We start from the raw sequence: 21,263 nt of genomic DNA, 5'->3' as shown, positions 1-21,263 counted from the left end.
ATCTCTTGATGAAATCTAAAGCAAAAGTTGTAGTAGTTGGTGGTGGTGTAGTAGGAGTTAGCGCTCTTTATCACCTTGCAAAAAAAGGTTTGTCAGATGTTGTTCTTGTCGAAAGAAAAGAGTTAACTTCAGGTTCAACTTGGCACGCTGCAGGGTTACTTCCATTATTTAATATGAGCTACTCTGTTGGACAACTTCATAAGTATGCAGTTGATTTATATAAAAAATTAGAAGAAGAGACAGGACAAAATGTTGGCTTTAGTGTTGTGTCAAATATTCGTTTAGCAAGCACTAAAGATCGGATGGATGAGTATCATCAATACGCAGGTGTTGCACAAACTATAGGTGTTGATGTAAAATTTTTAACGCCAGATCAAGTAAAAGAAATTTGGCCTTTATGTCGTATAGATGATTTGCTTGGAGCAATCCAACACCCAGAGGATGGATATATTCAGCCTGCTGATTTAACTCAAGCAATGGCTACGGGTGCAAGAAATATGGGTGCAGAAATTTATAGAAACACAGCTGTAGTTGGAATTAAACAAATTAAAGATGGATGGGTTGTTGAAACTGACAAAGGATCTATTGAATGTGAACATGTAATTTCTTGTTCAGGAAACTTTGCAAGACAAACTGGAAAAATGGTTGGTTTAGATATTCCTGCTATACCTGTTGAACACCAGTATATTGTGACAGAAGCACACCCAGATATTTTAAAAAGAAAAAAAGAAGGCTTACCAGAGATGGGAGTTTTAAGAGATAGTGATAGTAGATGGTACATGAGAGAAGAAGCGGGCGGTTTAATATTAGGACCCTATGAAGATGGTGCTCCAGCCTGTTATGTTGATGGACCATCAAAAGATTCTGAGTATGAATTATTTCAAGAAGATTTAGATAGACTGGCTCCACATATTGAAGGTGCGATTCATCGAGTTCCAGCCTTTGGAGAAGTTGGTGTTAAAAAAGTTTATAATGGTGCAATTTGTTATACACCAGATGGAAACCCTATTGTTGGTCCAGCATGGGGACTTAAAAATTTTTGGATTAATGAAGGACATAGTTTTGGTATTACTGCAGCAGGTGGAGCAGGTTGGCAACTTGCTGAATGGATTGTAGATGGAGAACCAACGGTTGATATGCTTGGTGTTGACCCAAGAAGATTTGGTGATTATGCAACAAAATCATATTTAAAGGAAAAGAACGAAGAAGCTTACAATCATGTGTTTAAAGTTCACTATCCGGATGAAGAAAGAGGTGCTGCTAGAGAATTAAGAACATCACCCTGTTATGATAGAATGAAAGCATTAGGTGCTGTTTTTGGGCAAAAATTTGGATGGGAGAGACCAAACTTTTTTGCAGTAGATGGAATGGAGCAAAAAGATGATTGGTCTTTTAGAAGATCTAAATGGTTTGAAGCAATAAAAAAAGAATGTAAAAATGTAAAAGAAAATGTTGGTCTTTTAGATATGACTGCATTTGCAAAATGTAGAATTAAAGGTCCTGGTGCTGAAGAGTTTTTAGATTATTTAGTAGCAAATAAACTTCCAAAAAAAATAGGAAGAATTGGCCTATGTCACGCTCTTAATACTAAGGGAGGAGTACATTCTGAATTCACAATAATGAGAGAAGCTCTAGATAGTTTTTATTTAGTTTCAGCAGGAGCTAACCAAAGATTAGATCATGATTGGATTCAAAAATGGATGCCAAAAGATGGGACAGTTCAATTTGAAAATCTAACTAATAGTATGGGTGTACTTGTTGTATCTGGTCCAAAAGCTAGAGAATTAATGACAAGAGTTTCAAGAGATGATTTTTCTGGTGAAAATTTTAAATGGTTGAGTGCTAAAAATGTAAATGTTGGAAACGCACCAGTGAATGCCATGAGAGTAAACTTTGTTGGTGAATTAGGTTGGGAGCTCCATCACCCAATTGAATACCAAAACCATATATTTGATAAATTGACAGAAGCTGGTAAGGATTTAGGTCTTAAGCCTTACGGTATTAGAGCAATGAATAGTTTAAGACTTGAAAAATCATACAAACTTGTTGGGACAGAACTATCAATTGAATATTCACCTTACGAGTCTGGATTAGATAGATTTATTCATCCTAATAAAGGAAATTTTATTGGTTTAGATGCACTTAATAAATGGAGAGAAAAAGGTTTTAAAAACAAACTAGTGACAATGGAAATTCATAACGTTGAAGATGCTGATGTTTTAGGAAACAATCCAATTTATGAAAATGATAAAGTTGTAGGTCGTGCAACTGGAGGAGATTTTGGATTTAGATTAGGTAAATCTATTGCTTTAGGAATGGTAAAACCTGATGTTGCGACAACTGGTCAAAAATTGAAAATTGATATTTTAGGAAAAATGTATGATGCTACTGTACTGGACGAGAGTCCATATGACCCAGAAAATAATTTATTGAGAGCATAATGAAAATATTAGTCGCAGTTAAAAGAGTAATTGATTACAACGTTCAAGTCAGAGTTAAAGAAGATGGGACTGGCGTTGTTACTGATAATGTAAAAATGTCTAGCAATCCACCCGATGATAATGCTATTGAAGAGGCTGTAAAAATTAAAGAAGCAGGTAAGGCGTCAGAGATTATTGCAATTACAGTTGGTGAGGAAAAATCGCAAGAAACTGTTAGAAAAGCTTTAGCTGTTGGAGCTGACAGAGGTATTTTAATAAAAACTGAAGGAACAGTTGAACCATTAGCTGTAGCAAAAGCACTACAAAAAATTGTTGAAAAAGAAAAACCAGATCTAGTTTTTATGGGTAAACAAGCAATTGATGATGACTGTAATCAAACAGGTCAAATGTTAAGTGCTTTATTGAATTGGCCTCAAGCAACATTTGCATCAAAAATTGAAATAAAAGACAAAATTTTAGAGGTTACAAGAGAAATTGATGAGGGATTAGAAACAATTGAAGTTAACCTTCCAGCTATTGTGACATGTGATTTAAGATTAAATGAGCCACGTTATGCTTCATTACCAAATATTATGAAATCTAAAAAAAAACCTTTAGAAATTTTAACAGCTGCTGACTTAGGAGTTGATACCACACCTAGAGTTCAACAAATTAAAGTAGAAGAGCCACCTAAAAGAAAAGCAGGAATTAAAGTTGCAAGTGTTGCCGAGTTAGTTAGTAAACTTAAAAATGAGGCAAAAGTAATATAATGTCAGTTTTATTAATAGCAGAGCATAATAATAAAGAAGTAAGACCTTTTACATTAAACGCAATTACTGCAGCATCACAAATGGATGGAGATGTACATGTCTTATTAATTGGAAATAATTGTGGAGATGTTGCTAAATTATTATCTGAAATGCCAGCTGTTAAAAAAGTATTACATGCTGAAGCTCCTCACTATGAAAACTATTTAGCAGAAAACTTTGCACCACTAGTTGTAAAAGTTTCAGAAAATTATTCTCATATTGTTAGCTCTGCAAACACATTTGGTAAAAATTTGATGCCAAGAATAGCAGCACATTTAGATATATCTCAAGTAAGTGATATTACTAAAGTGATATCAGCTGACACATTCATAAGACCTATTTATGCGGGCAATGCATTTGCTACTGTAAAAAGTACTGATGCAAAAAAATGTGTAACAATTAGACCAACATCTTTTGAGCCGTGTGAAACTTCTGGTGGATCTGCACCAATAGAAAAAATAGATGCTACCGATGAATTTACACTTTCAAAATTTATTAAAAGAGAAGAAGTTAAGTCGGACAGACCTGAACTTGGAACTGCTAGGGTTGTAGTTTCTGGTGGAAGAGGAATGCAAAATGGAGAAAATTTTAAATTAATAACTGACATTGCAGATAAATTAAATGCAGCAATTGGAGCATCACGTGCAGCAGTTGATGCGGGTTATATTAGTAATGAACATCAAGTTGGTCAAACTGGTAAAGTTGTTGTGCCTGATTTATATATTGCAGTTGGAATTTCAGGAGCAATTCAGCATTTAGCTGGAATGAAAGAAAGTAAAATTATTGTTGCTATAAATAAAGATGGTGAAGCACCAATATTTAGTGTCGCAGATTATGGTCTAGAAGCAGACTTATTTGAGGCGTTACCTCAATTCTTAGAAGAATTGAATAAATTAAATAGTATACAAAAATAATCAGTACTGTAAAAATTTAAGATATGCCTAGAGAAGCAATGGATTATGATGTGGTAATCGTTGGGGGTGGTCCTTCAGGATTATCTACTGCAATTAAACTTAAGCAATTAGACTCAGAACTAAATGTTTGTTTACTTGAAAAAGCCTCAGAGATTGGTGCTCATATTTTAAGTGGCAATGTTTTTGAAACTAGAGCATTAGATGAACTTTTCCCTAATTGGAAAGACTTAAACTCACCAGTTAAAACAAAGGTTTCAAAAGAAAAATTTTTATTTTTAAGCAAAACAAAATCACTAAGTTGGCCTACATGGCTACTTCCATCAGTTCAACAAAATCACAATAATTATATAATAAGTCTAGCTAATTTATGCAGATGGCTAGCAGAACAAGCTGAAGCGTTAGGTGTTGAGATATTTCCAGGTTTTCCTGCAAGTGAAATTTTATATAATGAAGATGGTTCAGTTAAAGGGGTTGCCACACAAGATATGGGCATTGATAAAGTTGGAAATAAAAAAGATAACTTTGAACCTGGTATTGAACTTTTAGGAAAAGTTACAGTGTTTGCAGAAGGTTGCAGAGGGCACCTTGGAAAACAACTAATTGAAAAATTTAATTTGTCAGAAGGTAAAGATCCTCAGCAATATGGAATTGGATTTAAAGAAATTTGGGAAATTAACGAACAAAACCATGATGAAGGAATGGTAATGCATACAGCAGGCTGGCCACTAGATAACAACACATATGGTGGAAGTTTCATGTATCATGCAGAAAATAAACAAATTTTTTTAGGATATGTAATTGGTCTTGATTATAAAAATCCACACCTTTCACCTTTTGATGAGTTTCAAATATTTAAAACACATCCAGTAATAAAAAAAATAATCGAAGGTGGTAAACGTATTTCTTATGGAGCGCGTGCTTTAATTGAAGGTGGACTTCAAAGTTTACCAAAAATGTTTATGCCTGGAGCTCTATTGATTGGTTGTGATGCAGGAACGTTAAATATGCCTAAGATTAAAGGTTCTCACACTGCAATGAAGAGTGGAATGATTGCAGCAGAAACAATATTTGAAAATATAAAAAAAGATAAAGATTTATCTATTTATGAAGATAAATTTAAAGAAAGTTGGGTTTATGAAGAATTACACAGTGCTCGAAATGTGAAACCAAGCTTTAGTTGGGGCTTAATTCTTGGAATAATATTTACTGGTATTGATCAAATCTTATTTAGAGGAAAACTACCTTTTACTCTAAAACATAACCATGCTGATCATGAAACGTTAAAACCAGCAAGTGAAATGCCAAAAATTGATTACCCAAAGCCAGATAATATTATTACTTTTGATAAAACAAGCTCAGTTTATTTAACTGGCACTAACCATGCTGAAAATCAACCAGTACATTTACAGTTAAAGGATTCAAACTTACCAATTAGTTACACATTGGAAAAATTTGATGAGCCTGCACAAAGATATTGTCCTGCTGGTGTTTATGAAATTCAAAAAGAAAATGATGTAAATAAATTTGTCATAAATTCACAAAATTGTATTCACTGTAAAACTTGTGATATTAAAGAGCCTTCTCAAAATATTACATGGGTGACACCGGAGGGTGGTGGTGGACCTAAATATGGAAATATGTAACTAGAAAGATAAAATTAGCCCGACTATAAAAATTAAAGAAACTATTAATCCTGCAAAAACTAAGTTTGTTCTTGTTTCCTTTTCTTTTACTTTTCTTGCTCTGTTTAAAAGAATGTTAATATCCACTCTTCCAGATAATGAAACTTCCCCACTTTTTTCAGGGGTTGCTAAAGGAGGAAGATCATTTAACTTTGTAGAAATTATTTTTTCTGCACTCATAACTATATAAACCATCAAATTATATATAGCACAATTCACCCCATGTTCATTTTGGGTTGACTCTAATCTTAATTATGTTCATTTTGGGCTGTAATATAATTTTATGTCAAAATCTCTTCCCGAAATATCAAAACAAATCCGTAGTGAGGATATTAGATCTTTAATAGAGAAAAATTTTGTTACGATAATGCCTGTTTGGGCACCACTACAATTAGCTTGGGTTAATAATGTTTACAGAACTTTTCGAGATTATGAAAAATTTATGATCGTTATGCATTTATTAATGCAGACATTTGAAGCATATTCTAAAAACTTTGTGAAGTTAAATTATGATGAGTATTTTGATCAAAATGAGGTTGAAATTAAATCAGTAAATGTAATGGAGATATCTAAATCTCTTAATATACCAAAAGAAACAGCTAGAAGAAAAATTAATGAATTAGAAGAGATGGGCGCAATAAAAAGACTAAATAAAAAGATTATAATTGATAGAAACACTTGGCCAAATATTAAACCTCAAGAAACGATAAAAAGAATGACAAGATTTTTATCAACTCTTTCAAAGATGTGCGTTGTTGAGGGGCTAATATCAGAAACAATCAGCAGTGAAAATCTAGCAAAAACATGTAAGGAGTATTTTTCATTTATTTGGCAACTTTATTATGAAATGCAAATACCTATGTTATTAGGATTTAAAAAAGTTTTCGGTGACTTAGAATCATTTCATGTTAGTGGCATTGTTATAATCAATCATGCTTTAAACTCAAAAAAAAATGACAATAGTGAAATGAGTAATGAATTTTATTTAGAAAAATATTTCTTTGCTGATCAAAAAGATGAAGTAGGCATTAATGCTATGTCCATTTCAGATATTACAGGCATCCCAAGAGCTACAGTTATTAGAAAATTAAATAAACTACTAAAAGAAAATTTTCTAAAAATAGATGACAAAAAACATTATTCTTCAACAGGTGTTTATCAAAAAGAAATATTAAATGTACAAAAAATTACCTTAAACAATTTATCTAAACTTGCTGCACGTATTTATAATTTAAATTTAATGAAAGATAATTAAAATTTTAAGTATTTTTTCTAAGAATAAATATAAAAATTATAGAAGTTATCATCATTATTAAAGCATAAGTAGCTGTTGGTATAATAAAAATAGTAATATTTTCACCAAATATCTGTGTCCCAACAAAAAGTGCTAAAGTTCCATTTTGAAGTCCACATTCTATTGAAATACATCTTTGTTGTGCAACTCCAGATGCAAAATATTTTGCAATATAAAAACCTAAAATCATCATTGATATATTTAGCAATAAAGTGGGCAAGCCAGCTTGAGCAAAATAAGTTATAATATTATCCCACTCTTCAATATAAATAGCAGCGAACACAAGCATGAATAATATAACTGAGATTTTTTGAATTAATGAAGCTTGATTATCAACAAAATTTTTAGCAAAATGCCTAATTATCATCCCAATTATTACTGGGACTGTAACAACAAGAAACATTTTTAAAGCAATACTAGTCATAGATATTTTTTTAACGATTCCAATTTCAAAGAAATCAATTGATGCAAACATTATAAATGGAACTGAAATAATGCTAATCAAACTAACAACAGCGGTCAGTGTTATTGAAAGCGCAACATCACCATCAGCAAATTTAGTAAGGACATTTGATGTAACACCACCAGGTGCACATGCAATTAGCATCATTCCAATAGCAAGTTCTGAAGGTAATTTTAATAGTAGAGCAATTAAAAGAGCAATAATCGGCAGCAAAACTAACTGTGAAATAAAACCGACTAAAAAATCTTTTGGAATTTTAATTATTCTTATAAAGTCTTGAATTGTTAAACTCATCCCAAGCCCTAACATTATTAAAGCTAAACCTAAAGGAGCTAACTTTGTTGCAATTTCCATCTTTAATACTTATTAGTTCAAATTGGGTTTATCAAGTAAATGATTTTATCTTTCAATTAACTAAGATAAATCAATAGCGTTTTTCTTTAAAGCTTCCATAGAAACAAGTTTTAAAGTTTTTTCATGAGTTCTTTTTAAATACACAGGACAAGGTTTTCCCGCATCAACAGCTCTTGCATACCAACTTGCACAAACACACCAACCATCTCCATCTTTTAGTCCAGGAAAACCAAATTCAGGATGAGGTGTTATTAAATCATTACCAGCTTCTTTACACCATTCTAAAAATTCAGTTGTAACTTTTGCACAAACAGTATGTACACCATGATCATTTTCATCAGTACTGCAACATCCATCACGATACCACCCAGTTAAAGGATCGTTAGAACACTCCTCTAGATTTTCACCTAATACATTTTTTTGTATACTCTTCATGTAATACTATTAATTTTTTTAAGAGTAAACATTGTATATATCCTCATCTATATTCGCATTAAATGAAATTGATCTTCTTTCCTCATCTGTATTTGAAAATGGATAAACAGTATGCATTAAATAATTTGGAAAAAAATAAAAATCACCAACACAAGGCTCAATATTGAAAGTTGAGTCAGATAAAAACATTTTAGAGCCATGAATTAATGAAAGTAATCCATTTTTATTATTAACCTTGTTTTTTTGACTGTATTCTCCCATATTTTTTGGAACTTTTAAATACCCAACACCAGATAAATGACCACCATGTGTGTGAATTGGGTTATAGTCATTTTTGAACTGTCGTACAATCCAAGTTGATATTAACTCAAATTTCGTAATTTTTTTATTTATGGCTTTTTGTAACCAAATATTTGAACAACTTGTTAGAAAATTTCCCCAACCACTGCTCTGAATAAAATCTTTTTCTAGCTCGAACTCTTGTTGAACATTGCCTGCTAGTTTTGAGCCATAATTAAGTTTTTGCATTTTATTTTTATCAATAATGATTTCATCTATGTAAATATTTAATTTATCTATTATCTCAATAGGTATGTTAACTTTAGCTATCATTGGCCCAAATGGTTTAGTAAATTTGAAATCTATTTTTCTATCCATTTTAAATTTTTGTAGGATTAGGCTGTCCTTTATAAACAACTTCAGGATCAAATGATTTTTCTTTTTCTTCAAACTTCATTTCAATTTCTTTACCATTATCAATAGCACCTAATGGAATTGACCTGTAAAAACAAGATCTATAACCAACATGACAACTTGAACCATTTCCAATATCAACAGTTAACCATACCGAATCTTGATCATCATCAATTCTTATTTCAGTTACTTTTTGGGTAAAGCCACTAGTTTTACCTTTATACCAAATTTTCTGTCTAGATCTACTAAAGTAATGAGCTTCTTTAGTTTCAATAGTCTTTTTAAAAGCTTCAACATTCATATAACCATGCATTAGAATATCTTTAGTTTTTGAACACATTGTAATAACTGGAATTAGTCCATCATTATCAAATTTTGGTGAAAGTAGTTTGCCTTCTTCAATTTCGACTATATTTTCTCTTTTTTTAAACATACTTAGGTGATTATGTAGCATATTGACCAATATATTAAATATTTTAAAAACAGTGATTTACTGTATAAACTTGCCTTATGAAATTAGTTAAAGAGACAGATAGCAAAATTTTAGATACCAAAAAAGTTTCTGACAAAGAAGCTGAAGAGGCTTTTAAAACTATTTTAACTTGGATGGGTGAAGATCCTACAAGAGAAGGGTTATTAGAAACTCCTAAAAGAGTCGTTAAAGCGTTTAAAGAATATTTTGGTGGATACTCTGAAGACCCCAATAAAATTTTAAATAAAACTTTTGGAGATGTTGAAGGCTATAATGATATGGTTGTGGTAAAAAATGTTTCTGTGCAAAGTCACTGTGAACACCATATGGCTCCAATTATTGGAACAGCACAAGTTGCGTATATTCCAAATGAAAGAGTTGTAGGGTTAAGTAAACTAGCAAGAGTTGTTGAGATTTTTTCAAAAAGATTACAAACTCAGGAGAGACTTACAATGCAAATTGCTAGATCAATAATGGAATCGCTAGACGCAAAAGGTGTAGCTGTAACAATAGACTCAACCCATCAATGCATGACTATGAGAGGTATTAAGAAAGAAAATGCAACAACAGTTACAAATTACTTTTTAGGACAATTCAAAGAAGACTTAAGTATTCAAAATAGATATTTAAGATTTATTAGTAAGTAACTTTTTACCAAGGAGGACAATGCAATGGCTGAGAATTTTAAAGCTTTACTCATTAATCAAGAAGGTGAAAATTTTACAAGAGAAGTAAAATCAATTGATAAATCATTTTTAAAACATGGTGATGTTCTTGTTAAGGTAGATTACACAGATTTAAACTATAAAGATGCACTTATTTTAAATAATGGAGCAAAATTAGTAAAAGAATTTCCTCATATTCCTGGTATTGATTTTTCAGGAACAGTGGAAGAAAGCACAAACTCTCAATTTGTGAAAGGTGATGAGGTTATTCTTACAGGTTGGAGAGTTGGAGAAATATATTTTGGTGGTTATTCACAATTTGCAAAAGTTAATGGTGATTTTTTAGTTAAAAAACCAAAAAATATTTCATCTAGACAAGCTATGGTTTTAGGAACCGCAGGACTAACGGCTCTACTATGTTCTTTTGCTATCAAAGCTAGAGAAGAACTTTTGTTAGGTGAAAAAGTAAAAGATGTTTTGGTTACAGGAGCTTCTGGTGGTGTTGGAAGTATTGCTGTAATGATTTTAAATAAATTTGGATATGACGTAACAGCTGTTACAGGTAAGGCTGAAAATGAAGAATACTTAAAATCATTAGGTGCTAAAAATATAATAAATAAATCAGATTTAGATAAAGATGCAAGACCATTAGATAAAGGATTATGGGACGGTGTTGTTGATACTGTTGGTGGAAAAATACTTGCTAATGCACTTGCTCAAACTAGGGACAATGGAATAGTTGCAGCTTGTGGAAATGCTTCTGATTATAAGCTAAATACAACAGTTATGCCTTTTATTATTAGAGGTGTTAAACTTTGGGGAATAAATTCTGTTACCGCATCAACAAAAAGAAGAGAATTTGTTTGGAATGAAGTTAAAAATATTATTGATTTTGAAAAATTGGAAAAATCAATTAAAACAGTAAGCCTAGAAGATTTAATAGACATATATCCAAAAATGTTAAAAGGTGAAACATCAGGAAGATATATTGTTGATCTTAATATATAGATGGATTGGGATAAATTAAAAATATTTCATGCTGTTGCAGAAGCTGGTAGCTTTACTAACGCAACAATCAACCTAAACCTAAGTCAGTCAGCTATTAGTAGACAAATCCAGTCATTAGAACAAGACCTTAAAGTTCAACTCTTCGAACGACACGCAAGAGGTCTTACATTAACTGAAAATGGTGAGTATGTATTTAAAACAGCGCATGATGTAATTAGCAAATTAAAAGAAGTTGAAACTTCATTAGGTGATCAAAAGAATAAGCCAACTGGCAAACTAACAATTACAACAGTTAGAAGTTTTGGTACACACTGGCTAACACCAAGAATTCAGGAGTTTATGACTTTAAACCCAGAAATTGAAATTGAATTAGTTTTTGATGATAAAGAATTGGATTTAAGTACAAGACAAGCAGATATAGGTATTTTTATGAGAAGACCTAAACAACTCAATTATATTCAAAAAAAATTAGTAGATATTAAATACTACATATATGGCTCTAATAGATATTTAGAAAAACATGGAATGCCTAAAACTGTAACAGATTTAAGTAAGCATAAATTTATTTCATTTGGTAAGGGAGCTCCATCACCTGTGTATGATCCAGATTGGGCTTTAAAACTTGGAATTAAAGATGGAAAAAAAAGAAAACCAGTAATGAAGGTTAATAGTGTTATGGGCTTACTTTTAGCAGTGGAAGCGGGTGTGGGTCTTGCAGCATTGCCTGAGTATCTAGTATCAAATTCTAACAATATAATAAAAGTATTACCAAATTCAGAGGGGCCAATAACAGAAGCTCACTTTGTTTATCCTCAATCTCTTAAAAATACTGCAAGAATTACAGCCTTTAGGAATTTTTTATTTAGTAAAATAGGAGATTGGAAGTCTTAATTAACTAGACTTATCATTAACATAAACAGAAACACCCCTAGAATTAATATCTACATCAAATTTTTTATGTAATGGAGGAAAAGCTCTTTGAGAACAGTCTAATCTATCGCAAGTTCTGCAAGACACACCAATTGGAATTTCTGAGGTTTTATCACTTACGTTAACGTTTTCTGTGTATACAAAATCTTTTGCATATTTTGCATCACAACCTAAGCCGATAGATAAAATACTTTTTGTTCTACCAAATCTACCAATACCTTTTTCAACAGTTCTAGCAATACAAACATATTTTTCTCCATTGGTCATTTTGCTAACTGCTGCTTGAATTACGCCTGGTCTCGTAAATGCTGAATAAACATTCCATCTAGGACAAGCACCACCATATCTTGGAATATCAATACCTGATAAAGAAAAGCGTTTTGAAATGTTTCCTGCCATATCAACTCTTAACATATGAAATGGTATCCCAGGGAGTTTTGGGTCTTGTAAACATGTCACTCTATGGGCAACCTGTTCAAAAGAAGTAGCAAAAGTATTTTGTAAAAGTTCTAGATCATATTTTAGTTTTTTACATTCTGCATGAAAAGGTTTGTAAGGCATTAATATAGCTGCACCTGTATAATTAAGTAATGCAACTTGCGTAAGTCGTTTAGATTCTTCTGAAGGAAAGCTAAATTTAGATAAATAATCATTAATTTCTTTTAAAGCACCCTCTTGAGCTATCTGTGCAGCTGCATGAAGTTTTTTTGTTTCTAATGAATTATAGTCACTAAGCAAAAGTTCTTTTTTATTTTTATTAAAAATTTTTGAAAAAGGTTTTCCTTCATCAGGAATAATATCTTTTACTATTATTGAATATTCTGTTTTAAGGTATTCACATAAAGCAATATATCTTGTTCTATTATTTTTGTGAATTTTATCAAAAACTTTATTTGCAAAATCTTCTAGTTTTGGAAAATAGTTTTTGTTTTCTTGAAGAAAGTCTGAAATTACTTCTCCTGGAAAAGAATTTTTTCTATTATCAACTATTTTACCTGATATTTTTTCTATTTTATTAATTAACTCATGGTCTTTTTTTTTTAAAATATCTCCAAGCCTAACTAAGGCTCTACCAATTTTTGGATTTGTGCCAACTAAATCTTTTACTTCTGGCCCAAGTATATCCAGATCTTCAAATAATTTATCATCTAAAATTTCTGAAATAGTATTTTCTAAATTAATGTCTGATTTCGAGGTTAAATCTGAAAGCTGGATATTTAATTTTTCACAAACTTTAAGTAATAAATCACCATCTATTTTCCTTTTCCCACTTTCGATTAAATTTAAATAACTTGGTGAAATACCAAGATCTTCTGAAAGTTTATTGGCTTGAAGCCCTAACTGTCTTCTAAAAGCTTTGATTTTTGGACCTATTTTAACATCTAATTGACTCATATTTGTTTTTTGTAAATTTTGTAAATTTAAATTTACAATAAATTATGTTGTTTTACAAGGATTTTTAAGAATTTATTAGCTTTTGTAAATTTAGTCAATTATAAGATTTACATGGACGATAAATTAAAAAACACTGAAAATAAAGCTCAAATCATAAGAGAAGAAGACTTATCTGCATACAAAGCAAAAGGCATTTATATGAGAGATGATCATTGTGATTGGGGTTCAAGTGGAATGGAAGCTTTAGTTGATCAAATCAACGACAGTAACTAATTCGTTCACTTAAACAATTTTCAAAACATAACAGTAAAGGACTAAATGAGTGCTGAGAATATCTCATACGATTTAAAAAGATTTGCCGGTATTAAAAAAGATTATACGCCAGATGAGGTTGAGAGACTAAGAGGATCAATTAAAATTGAGTACTCTATGTGCAAACATCAATCTAAAAAATTATGGGATTTATTAAACTCAGAACCTTATATTAATACATTAGGATCTTTATCTGGAAACCACGCCGTACAACATGCCAAGGCAGGATTAAAAGCAATTTATTTAAGTGGATGGCAAGTAGCAGCAGATGCAAACACCGCTGGCGAGATGTACCCTGATCAATCTTTATATCCATATGATAGTGCCCCAAAATTAGTTGAATCTATGAACAATGCATTAATTAGAGCAGATCAAATTCAACATATGGAACTTAAAGATGGAGACATGCAGTCAAAGGATAGAACTGATTATATGCTACCAATTATTGCTGATGGTGAAGCAGGATTTGGTGGGCCATTGAATGTTTTTGAGCTTACAAAAAAATTTATTAAAGCAGGAGCGGCCGGTGTACACTTTGAAGATCAATTAGCTAGTGAAAAAAAATGTGGGCATATGGGTGGAAAAGTTTTAGTTCCAACTAGTACTATGATTAAAAACTTAAAAGCAGCAAGACTTGCTGCAGATATTGCTGATGTACCTTTAATAATTTTAGCAAGAACTGATGCTAATGCAGCAAAATTAATTACAAATGATTTTGATGAAAATGATAAACCTTTTTTAACAGGAGAAAGATCGCCAGAAGGTTTCTATTATGTTAAACATGGAATTGATCAAGCTATTTCAAGAGGTTTGGCTTATGCGCCTTATTCAGACTTAATTTGGTGTGAAACTGCGACACCAAATCTTGAAGAGGCAAAGAAGTTTGCAGATGCAATTCATAAAAAGTTTCCTGGTAAATTATTAGCTTACAACTGTTCTCCCTCGTTCAATTGGAAAAAGCATTTATCAGATGCTGAAATAGCAACATTTCAGCAAAAAATTAGCGAGATGGGTTATAAGTTTCAGTTTATTACTCTTGCTGGATTTCATACTCAAAATATTGCAATTTTTGAACTTGCGGAAAAATATAAAACTGAAGGAATGACTGCTTATTCTAAAATCCAAGAATTAGAATTTGCTAGAGAAAAAGATGGTTACACAAGTGTGAAACACCAAAGAGAAGTTGGAACATCTTATTTTGATGCAGTTTCAAATACTATTAGTTCAGGAAAAAGCTCTACTACCGCAATGGAAGGTTCTACTGAGTCTGAACAATTTTAATTGTTCTTTAATCATACCTTTAAGTGTGATTAAATATTTAGATGGTTTTAAGTAGCTTCCTTTTAATTATTCTTTATTTCTCCCACAGGTATATTGTTGCTTGGATAGTTTTTTACAATAATCAAGATGTAAGATTTGGTAACTCAATCTGGCGATGGTCATATGACTATCAAGTAATTGGAGATAGAGATATCTCTGATCTAGATGACAAACCTTTTGTAAGAAAAAGAAGAATAAGAAACCGAACTATTTCAATAATGTACTGTAATTTCTTTCTAGGATTTCTTGTGTTCATGTCTTTTTTAAGCAATTTACTTATCTTGATATTGAATTAGCAATTAATATATCTCTGCGTCATTAAGTGCGATTGATAATCATTCTCAATGCTAATAGTAAGCATTCTAATCTAATTAAATCAACATAAACGGGAATAATAATGAAAAAACTTACAATTATTGCATTTTTCACGGCTTTATTTGCAAACATGACGTTTGCAGCTGAAGTTAATGTATTCAGTGCAAGACACTACGATTCAGATATTCAACTTTACGAAAAATTTACAGCTAAAACTGGAATTAAAGTAAATGTTGTATCTGGTAAAGATAAAGCTCTTCAAAAACGAATAACTGAAGAAGGTGCCGATTCAAAAGCTGACCTTTATATTACTGCTGACGCAGGAAGATTAGGTGCATTCGCTACAAAAGGGATGTTCCAAAATTCTATGACAACTGCAATCAAAGCTGCAGTTCCAGCAAACTTTAGAACTTCTAAATGGACTGGAATAGCTAAGAGAGCAAGAATTATGTATTACTCACCAGAAAGAGTAAATGCAAATGAACTTAACGGTATGACTTACGAAGGTCTTGCTGATCCAAAATGGAAAGGTAGAGTTGTTATCAGACAATCTAACAATATCTACAACCAATCTCTTGTTGCATCATTAGTAAAAAATAATGGTAAAGCAGCAACTTGTTCTTGGGCAAAAGGTGTAGTGGCTAATATGGCTAGAGACTCTAAAGGAAATGATAGAGCTCAAATTTTAGCTGTAGCTGCAGGTGAAGCTGATCTAGCAGTAGCTAATACATACTATTATGCTTTGATGTTATCTGGAAAAAAAGGTCCAGAGCAACAAGCAGCTGCTAAAAAAGTTTTACCTTTTTTCCCTAACCAAGGAGATAGAGGAACTCACATGAACATTAGTGGAGGAGGAGTACTTAAAAATGCACCAAATCCTGATAATGCAAAAAAACTACTTGAGTTTTTATTAACTAAAGAAGCACAAGAACACATAGTTAATAATACATTTGAATATCCAATGATTGATGGTGTTGAGCCTCATGCATTAGTTAAACAAATGGGTCTTGGATACAATCAAGATTTAGAAACTAAAGTTGCTAATTATGGAACAAGACAAGCTACAGCACTTGAGTGTATGTTAGCTGCGAGTTGGAAGTAATAAGCAAGTGAAAAAGAATTTATTTAATATTGATTTAGATAAATCTTCTGACGTATATGGGTCACAATCTCTGAAAGCTTGTGATCCATGTGCAGCAGAGTGTGAAAAAATCAATAGAAAAATAAATAACAGAAAATTATCAGATATTAAAGATAAAGAGGTTGCACATATCCTCTCTCCCTTTAATACATAATTTTCTTTTTAATGATTGTGCTCATAGCTCTTCGAAAGGTATTTACCCTACCTAATTTAACTATGAGCACTAAAAAATTCAAATGCAAGTAATACAAATTAATAAACACTTAAAAAATAATAGGAATAAGATGATAGAAGGAAAAAAATGCTCAAATGTAGTTTTGAAAACAAGAAAAATTGGAAAATGGGTTGATGTTAGTACTGACGATATATTCAAAGATAAAAAAGTAATACTATTTTCATTACCAGGTGCATTTACACCAGTATGCTCTGAAAAGCAGTTACCAGGATTTGAAGAAAATTATGATAAATTATTAGGTTTGGGTATTAATGAAGTTTATTGCATTAGTGTTAATGATGGCTTTGTCATGAATGCTTGGGCTGACCAACAAAATTTAAGAAAAGTTAAGGTATTACCAGATGGAAATGCTGATTTTACAAGGGCAATGGGCATGTTAGTTGACAAAAAGCATGTTGGTTTTGGTCAAAGAAGCTGGAGATATTGTGCAATTATTGATGATGGGGTAGTTGAAAAATGGTGGCAAGAGGATGGCATGAACAATGATGGAAATGATCCTGATCCATATGATCAAACAACTCCTGAAAATTGCATAGAGTATCTATCTAAAAAATAAAGACTATAAACCCATAGCTTATAAGAAAGTTTTAGAAATTAGCTCTTTAATCTCTCTCTCAAATTGGTTTTAGAGTTGATATTAACTTCCCTTGGTAACGAGGGAAGTTTCTTAAAAATAATTATTGAGGTAATGTAAAGTATGGAATTTAGAAAAATAAATATTTGGTATATATCATCACTACTTATTTCTTTAGTGGTGGCCGCTCCCATTTTAACAGTATTCAGCAGTTTTTTTGAAACTACTGGAAACTATAGTTTAATTTTAAAAAATACTTTTCTTTATGATTATATTTATAATTCTTTATTACTTTTAATAGGTGTTTTATTTTTAACATTTATAATTGGTGTTGGATGCGCTTATTTAGTTTCATTTTATAATTTTCCAGGTGTAAATTTTTTCAAATGGTCTTTAATTCTATCTTTTGCTGTCCCTGCTTATATCTATGCATATTCTTTAACAGCTTTTTTTGAAAATTATGGAACTGCTTTTTCTATCTTAAAAAATTTATTTGGAGAGGGTAACTATAATTCTCACATTCCTAAATTTGATGGAATGTTGGGTGCTATAATTTCAATATCATTTTCATTATTTGGCTATGTTTATGTTTTAACCAGAGCATCATTTCATTATCAATCTCAAAATTTAATAGAACTTGGAAAAAATCTTGGTTTTTCTAAAGAAAAATCTTTTTTTAAAATAATACTCCCTTCAGCAAGACCTGCCATAGTTGCTGGTCTTTCATTGGTTGCAATGGAAACTTTATCAGATTTTGGATCTGTATCCTTTTTTGGAATATCTACTTTTACTACAGGAATATATAATGCTTGGATTTCTTTTGATGATCTTACCCTTGCTAACAGATTATCATTTTATCTATTAATTTTTATTCTTGGATTATTTGTTTTGGAAAATTTCTCAAGAAAAAAAGCGCAATATCACACATCTTCTAAAGGTGGATTTAAATCTAAATCAGTTATTAATTTAAATGGTTATAAATCATTTTTAGCATTTTCTTTTTGTATGTTAGTTTTCTCTATAAGTTTTTTATTCCCTGTTCTTCAAATGCTTTATTGGACAATAATATTTCCAAAACATTTAGCTGACTTAGATCTAATTAACTTATTTTCTAATACTATAATTTTAGTAATTTTATCTAGCTGTTTATTAATTGCCCTAGCTTTTATTTCAAATTATGGAAATAGAGTTTCTAAAAGTAAATTTTTAGAAGTGCTAACTACATTTTCAATATCAGGTTATGCAATACCAGGGATTATTTTGGCAGTAGCATTCATTACTTTTATCTCATGGTTTGATAGTATTATTCTAGGTCAATTTGAATTGAATAGTATAAAACCTATTTTTATAGGCTCTATTCTTGGCTTAGTTTTGGTTTATTTTATCCGTTTTTATTCATTAGCAAGTAATGGGATTAAATCAGGATACTTAAAAATAAACTATTCTATTGATGAAGGTGCATATCTTCTTGGTTATTCTAAATTTAAGACATTTAAAAATATACATGTCCCTTATCTAAGAAATTCAATTTTATTGATAGGAATTTTATTAGCTATTGAAATCATTAAAGAGCTGCCAATTACACTAATTATGAGGCCATTTAATTTTGAAACTTTTGCAACAAAAGCTTATATTTATGCTTCACAAGATTTATTAGAAGCAGCTGCGGCGCCATCATTGTTTCTTATAATTATTGCAAGTTTCTTTATTTTAATTACATCTAAATATATTCTTAAAGATTAAAATATGAATAAAAATTTTCTTGAAATTAACAACGTAACTTTTAAGGCCAGTGAAAAAAATAAAGTTAATAATGTTTCTTTAAAAATAGAAAATGAAGGTGATATAGTTTGTTTATTAGGACCTTCTGGAATTGGTAAAACTACTATCTTAAGAACTATTGCTGGTTTAGAAAAAATAGATTCAGGTGCAATTGTTTTAAAGGATAAAGTATTATCCTCAAAAGAGATGCACATTGAACCTGAAAATAGAAATATATCAATGGCCTTTCAAGATAACTCTTTATTTCCTCATTATAATGTTTTGGAGAATATTAAATTTGGTGCTGAAAGAAATAAAAAGAAGAAAGGTATAGAGATTAATGATTTAATTAAATTTCTTCATATTGATCATGTTATAGATAAATTTCCACATCAAATCAGTTCTGGTGAAGCTCAAAGAGCTTCGTTGGCACGATCTTTATTGTCTAATCCTGATTTGTTGCTATTAGATGAACCACTATCAAATGTGGATCAAAGTTTTAAAGAAGAGATCCAAGTTAAATTAAAACAAATACTAACAGAACAGAAGATAACAACAATAATAGTTACTCATGACTCTTATGAGGCATTTTATCTTGGAACTAAATGTGGAATAATTTTAGATGGGCATTTGAAGCAATATGATGACCCATATAACGTTTATCATTTTCCAAATTCAATAGAAGTTGTGAATTTTCTTAATAGAGGAATTCTAATACCAGCTAAAGTGACAGGAGAAAATAGTTTAGAAAGTAATGATTTAGGAACCATAACTGGAAACTTCATAAAACATTACCCAAAAGGATCTGAGGTAAAATTGTTATTACAACCAGAAGATTTAGAGCATGATGATAAGAGCAATCTTAAATTAGAGGTAGTAGATAGAAAGTTTAGAGGTACAAACTTTATTTATACTTTAAAGACAGAAAGCAGTAAATTAATACCTGTATTTGTTCACTCTCACCATATTCATCAACATGAAGTTGATGAAAAATTTGGTATAAAAAGACCTATTCATATTGATCATATAGTTTGTTTCTAATACAAAACTGCATTTAGAAATGAATAATAAACTAAAAACTTTAGCCAAAGGAATAGCTGATGTAAGTCCTTTGATGATACCAGTATTTCCCTTTGGAATTATCTATGGCGTCATTGGAATGGAATTAGGAATTGGCCCTTACATGACGCTTGGACTTTCAATTATAATATTTGGTGGAGCTTCACAAATAGTTTTATTACAACTATTTTCTGGTGGAGCGTCATCATTAGTAATTTTTAGCTCTGTGGGAGCTGTAAATTCAAGACACTTACTTTATGGCGCAGTTTTATCTGAACATCTATCTACTTTAAAACTTACTTGGAAAATTATTTTATCTTATGTCATGGTTGATCAAGCCTTTGCTGTTTCAAATACATACTTTAAAAATAATCGTAAAAATGAAAATAAACATTTTCATTTATTGGGAGCAGGTTTTACTTGTTGGACTATTTGGCAAATATCAACAATTCTAGGTATAGTTTTAGGCTCTGTTGTTCCTGAGGAATTAGGATTAAGTTTTACTATTTCATTAACATTTTTAGCTTTATTGATTAATGATTTTAGAAAATTTAAAAATATTATTGTTATGTCGGTGTCTGGAATAGTTGCCACTATTGGTTTCAACTCAATTCCTTTTAAGGCGTATATAATTGTTGCCGCTTTATCAGCATTAGCTGTAGCAGCATTATTAACTCTAATGAAATCAGAGGAAAAATAATGCATTGGTCCCTTATATTTTACTGTGGAGTAATTACCTTTTTAACAAGATTTTCTATGATTTTTTTTCTTAAAAAAGATATTTTTAATAATAAAACTAAAAAAATACTTTCTTATGTTCCGGCAGCGATTTTTCCAGCAATAATTTTTCCACCAATATTCTTAGGTAACTCAGGCTCTTTAGATTTAGAAAATAACCCAAAAATATTAGCTGCAGTAATTGCAATACTTGTTGGTTATTTTAGCAAAAATATCATTGCGACAATTTTTGCAGGATTAACTTCTTACTGGCTTCTAATATTTGTTGTATAGA

23 protein-coding genes are annotated in these 21,263 nt (G+C 30.9%); 17 read left to right on the top strand and 6 right to left on the bottom strand.

Translation table 11 applies throughout. The annotated features are described in order from the left end of the window. Nucleotides 1–8: 8 nt before the first annotated feature. Genes ABXT56_RS04380 through ABXT56_RS04365 form a run of 4 tightly spaced genes read left to right on the top strand, consistent with a single transcriptional unit; the run spans nt 9 to nt 5,786 of the window. Nucleotides 9–2,441, top strand: coding sequence for a GcvT family protein (locus ABXT56_RS04380; protein ID WP_415299501.1), 2,433 nt, complete (start codon nt 9–11; stop codon nt 2,439–2,441). Continuing rightward, nucleotides 2,441–3,190 carry an electron transfer flavoprotein subunit beta/FixA family protein gene (locus ABXT56_RS04375; RefSeq protein ID WP_415299500.1) on the top strand — a complete coding sequence of 250 codons (750 nt, stop codon included), beginning with the start codon at nt 2,441–2,443 and terminating at the stop codon, nt 3,188–3,190. Before ABXT56_RS04380 ends, ABXT56_RS04375 begins: the two co-directional genes overlap by 1 nt. Further along, entirely contained in the window at nt 3,190–4,143 is a 954-nt protein-coding gene (locus ABXT56_RS04370; protein ID WP_415299499.1) for an electron transfer flavoprotein subunit alpha/FixB family protein, read from the top strand. Before ABXT56_RS04375 ends, ABXT56_RS04370 begins: the two co-directional genes overlap by 1 nt. Nucleotides 4,144–4,166: 23 nt before the next feature. Continuing rightward, a complete protein-coding gene (locus tag ABXT56_RS04365; protein ID WP_415299498.1) occupies nt 4,167–5,786 on the top strand; it encodes an electron transfer flavoprotein-ubiquinone oxidoreductase in 1,620 nt (539 codons plus the stop codon). Here ABXT56_RS04365 and ABXT56_RS04360 read toward each other — a convergent pair whose 3' ends face one another. Then, entirely contained in the window at nt 5,787–6,005 is a 219-nt protein-coding gene (locus tag ABXT56_RS04360; protein ID WP_415299497.1) for a hypothetical protein, read from the bottom strand. Nucleotides 6,006–6,108: 103 nt separating this feature from the next. Here ABXT56_RS04360 and ABXT56_RS04355 point away from each other — a divergent pair, with 103 nt between their 5' ends. After that, the gene (locus ABXT56_RS04355) at nt 6,109–7,080 is read left to right on the top strand and encodes a DeoR family transcriptional regulator (RefSeq protein WP_415299496.1); all 972 of its coding nucleotides are present in this window, start codon (nt 6,109–6,111) and stop codon (nt 7,078–7,080) included. Between the two features lie 4 nt (nt 7,081–7,084). On the opposite strand, the gene ABXT56_RS04350 is transcribed toward ABXT56_RS04355, so the two are convergent. Genes ABXT56_RS04350 through hisI form a run of 4 tightly spaced genes read right to left on the bottom strand, consistent with a single transcriptional unit; the run spans nt 7,085 to nt 9,497 of the window. Further along, complete coding sequence (locus ABXT56_RS04350; RefSeq protein WP_415299495.1) at nt 7,085–7,936, bottom strand: bile acid:sodium symporter family protein; 852 nt, start codon at nt 7,934–7,936, stop codon at nt 7,085–7,087. A gap of 60 nt (nt 7,937–7,996) precedes the next feature. Continuing rightward, entirely contained in the window at nt 7,997–8,371 is a 375-nt protein-coding gene (locus ABXT56_RS04345) for a DUF2237 family protein (RefSeq protein ID WP_415299494.1), read from the bottom strand. 18 nt (nt 8,372–8,389) lie between these two features. Next, nucleotides 8,390–9,028: a putative 2OG-Fe(II) oxygenase gene (locus ABXT56_RS04340; RefSeq protein WP_415299493.1), complete on the bottom strand. Its 639-nt coding sequence runs from the start codon at nt 9,026–9,028 to the stop codon at nt 8,390–8,392. A gap of 1 nt (nt 9,029) precedes the next feature. Next, nucleotides 9,030–9,497, bottom strand: a complete 468-nt coding sequence (gene hisI, locus ABXT56_RS04335) for a phosphoribosyl-AMP cyclohydrolase (protein WP_415299492.1) — start codon at nt 9,495–9,497, stop codon at nt 9,030–9,032. A gap of 77 nt (nt 9,498–9,574) precedes the next feature. Between hisI and folE the strand changes: the two genes are divergently transcribed. The 3 genes from folE to ABXT56_RS04320 are packed head-to-tail and all read left to right on the top strand — an operon-like array spanning nt 9,575 to nt 12,100. Further along, nucleotides 9,575–10,183 carry a GTP cyclohydrolase I FolE gene (gene folE / locus ABXT56_RS04330; protein ID WP_415299491.1) on the top strand — a complete coding sequence of 203 codons (609 nt, stop codon included), beginning with the start codon at nt 9,575–9,577 and terminating at the stop codon, nt 10,181–10,183. Nucleotides 10,184–10,207: 24 nt separating this feature from the next. Next, nucleotides 10,208–11,209, top strand: a complete 1,002-nt coding sequence (locus ABXT56_RS04325; protein WP_415299490.1) for an oxidoreductase — start codon at nt 10,208–10,210, stop codon at nt 11,207–11,209. Next, nucleotides 11,210–12,100: a LysR family transcriptional regulator gene (locus ABXT56_RS04320; protein WP_415299489.1), complete on the top strand. Its 891-nt coding sequence runs from the start codon at nt 11,210–11,212 to the stop codon at nt 12,098–12,100. Here ABXT56_RS04320 and ABXT56_RS04315 read toward each other — a convergent pair whose 3' ends face one another. Then, nucleotides 12,101–13,534 carry a helix-turn-helix domain-containing protein gene (locus ABXT56_RS04315; RefSeq protein ID WP_415299488.1) on the bottom strand — a complete coding sequence of 478 codons (1,434 nt, stop codon included), beginning with the start codon at nt 13,532–13,534 and terminating at the stop codon, nt 12,101–12,103. Nucleotides 13,535–13,645: 111 nt separating this feature from the next. Between ABXT56_RS04315 and ABXT56_RS04310 the strand changes: the two genes are divergently transcribed. The 9 genes from ABXT56_RS04310 to ABXT56_RS04270 all read left to right on the top strand — a co-directional run bounded on the left by ABXT56_RS04310 (nt 13,646) and on the right by ABXT56_RS04270 (nt 21,262). Further along, the gene (locus ABXT56_RS04310) at nt 13,646–13,807 is read left to right on the top strand and encodes a hypothetical protein (RefSeq protein ID WP_415299487.1); all 162 of its coding nucleotides are present in this window, start codon (nt 13,646–13,648) and stop codon (nt 13,805–13,807) included. Between the two features lie 45 nt (nt 13,808–13,852). Further along, nucleotides 13,853–15,127: an isocitrate lyase gene (gene aceA, locus ABXT56_RS04305; RefSeq protein ID WP_415299486.1), complete on the top strand. Its 1,275-nt coding sequence runs from the start codon at nt 13,853–13,855 to the stop codon at nt 15,125–15,127. A 436-nt stretch (nt 15,128–15,563) separates the two neighbouring features. Further along, entirely contained in the window at nt 15,564–16,583 is a 1,020-nt protein-coding gene (locus ABXT56_RS04300) for an extracellular solute-binding protein (protein WP_415299485.1), read from the top strand. A gap of 7 nt (nt 16,584–16,590) precedes the next feature. Further along, nucleotides 16,591–16,776, top strand: a complete 186-nt coding sequence (locus ABXT56_RS04295) for a hypothetical protein (protein WP_415299484.1) — start codon at nt 16,591–16,593, stop codon at nt 16,774–16,776. Nucleotides 16,777–16,909: 133 nt separating this feature from the next. Then, complete coding sequence (locus ABXT56_RS04290; RefSeq protein WP_415301393.1) at nt 16,910–17,413, top strand: peroxiredoxin; 504 nt, start codon at nt 16,910–16,912, stop codon at nt 17,411–17,413. A gap of 141 nt (nt 17,414–17,554) precedes the next feature. Beyond that, a complete protein-coding gene (locus ABXT56_RS04285; protein WP_415299483.1) occupies nt 17,555–19,174 on the top strand; it encodes an ABC transporter permease in 1,620 nt (539 codons plus the stop codon). A 3-nt stretch (nt 19,175–19,177) separates the two neighbouring features. Further along, complete coding sequence (locus ABXT56_RS04280) at nt 19,178–20,233, top strand: ABC transporter ATP-binding protein (RefSeq protein WP_415299482.1); 1,056 nt, start codon at nt 19,178–19,180, stop codon at nt 20,231–20,233. A 19-nt stretch (nt 20,234–20,252) separates the two neighbouring features. Next, complete coding sequence (locus tag ABXT56_RS04275; protein WP_415299481.1) at nt 20,253–20,951, top strand: AzlC family ABC transporter permease; 699 nt, start codon at nt 20,253–20,255, stop codon at nt 20,949–20,951. Then, nucleotides 20,951–21,262 carry an AzlD domain-containing protein gene (locus ABXT56_RS04270; RefSeq protein WP_415299480.1) on the top strand — a complete coding sequence of 104 codons (312 nt, stop codon included), beginning with the start codon at nt 20,951–20,953 and terminating at the stop codon, nt 21,260–21,262. The genes ABXT56_RS04275 and ABXT56_RS04270 overlap by 1 nt, the downstream gene beginning before the upstream one ends. Nucleotide 21,263: the final 1 nt, after the last annotated feature.

The organism is Candidatus Pelagibacter sp. Uisw_134_02 (assembly GCF_047720265.1).
Taxonomy (GTDB): Bacteria; Pseudomonadota; Alphaproteobacteria; order Pelagibacterales; family Pelagibacteraceae; genus Pelagibacter.
The sequence above is the reverse complement of the archived record's forward strand: the minus strand, read 5'-3'. Positions and strand labels throughout refer to the sequence as shown.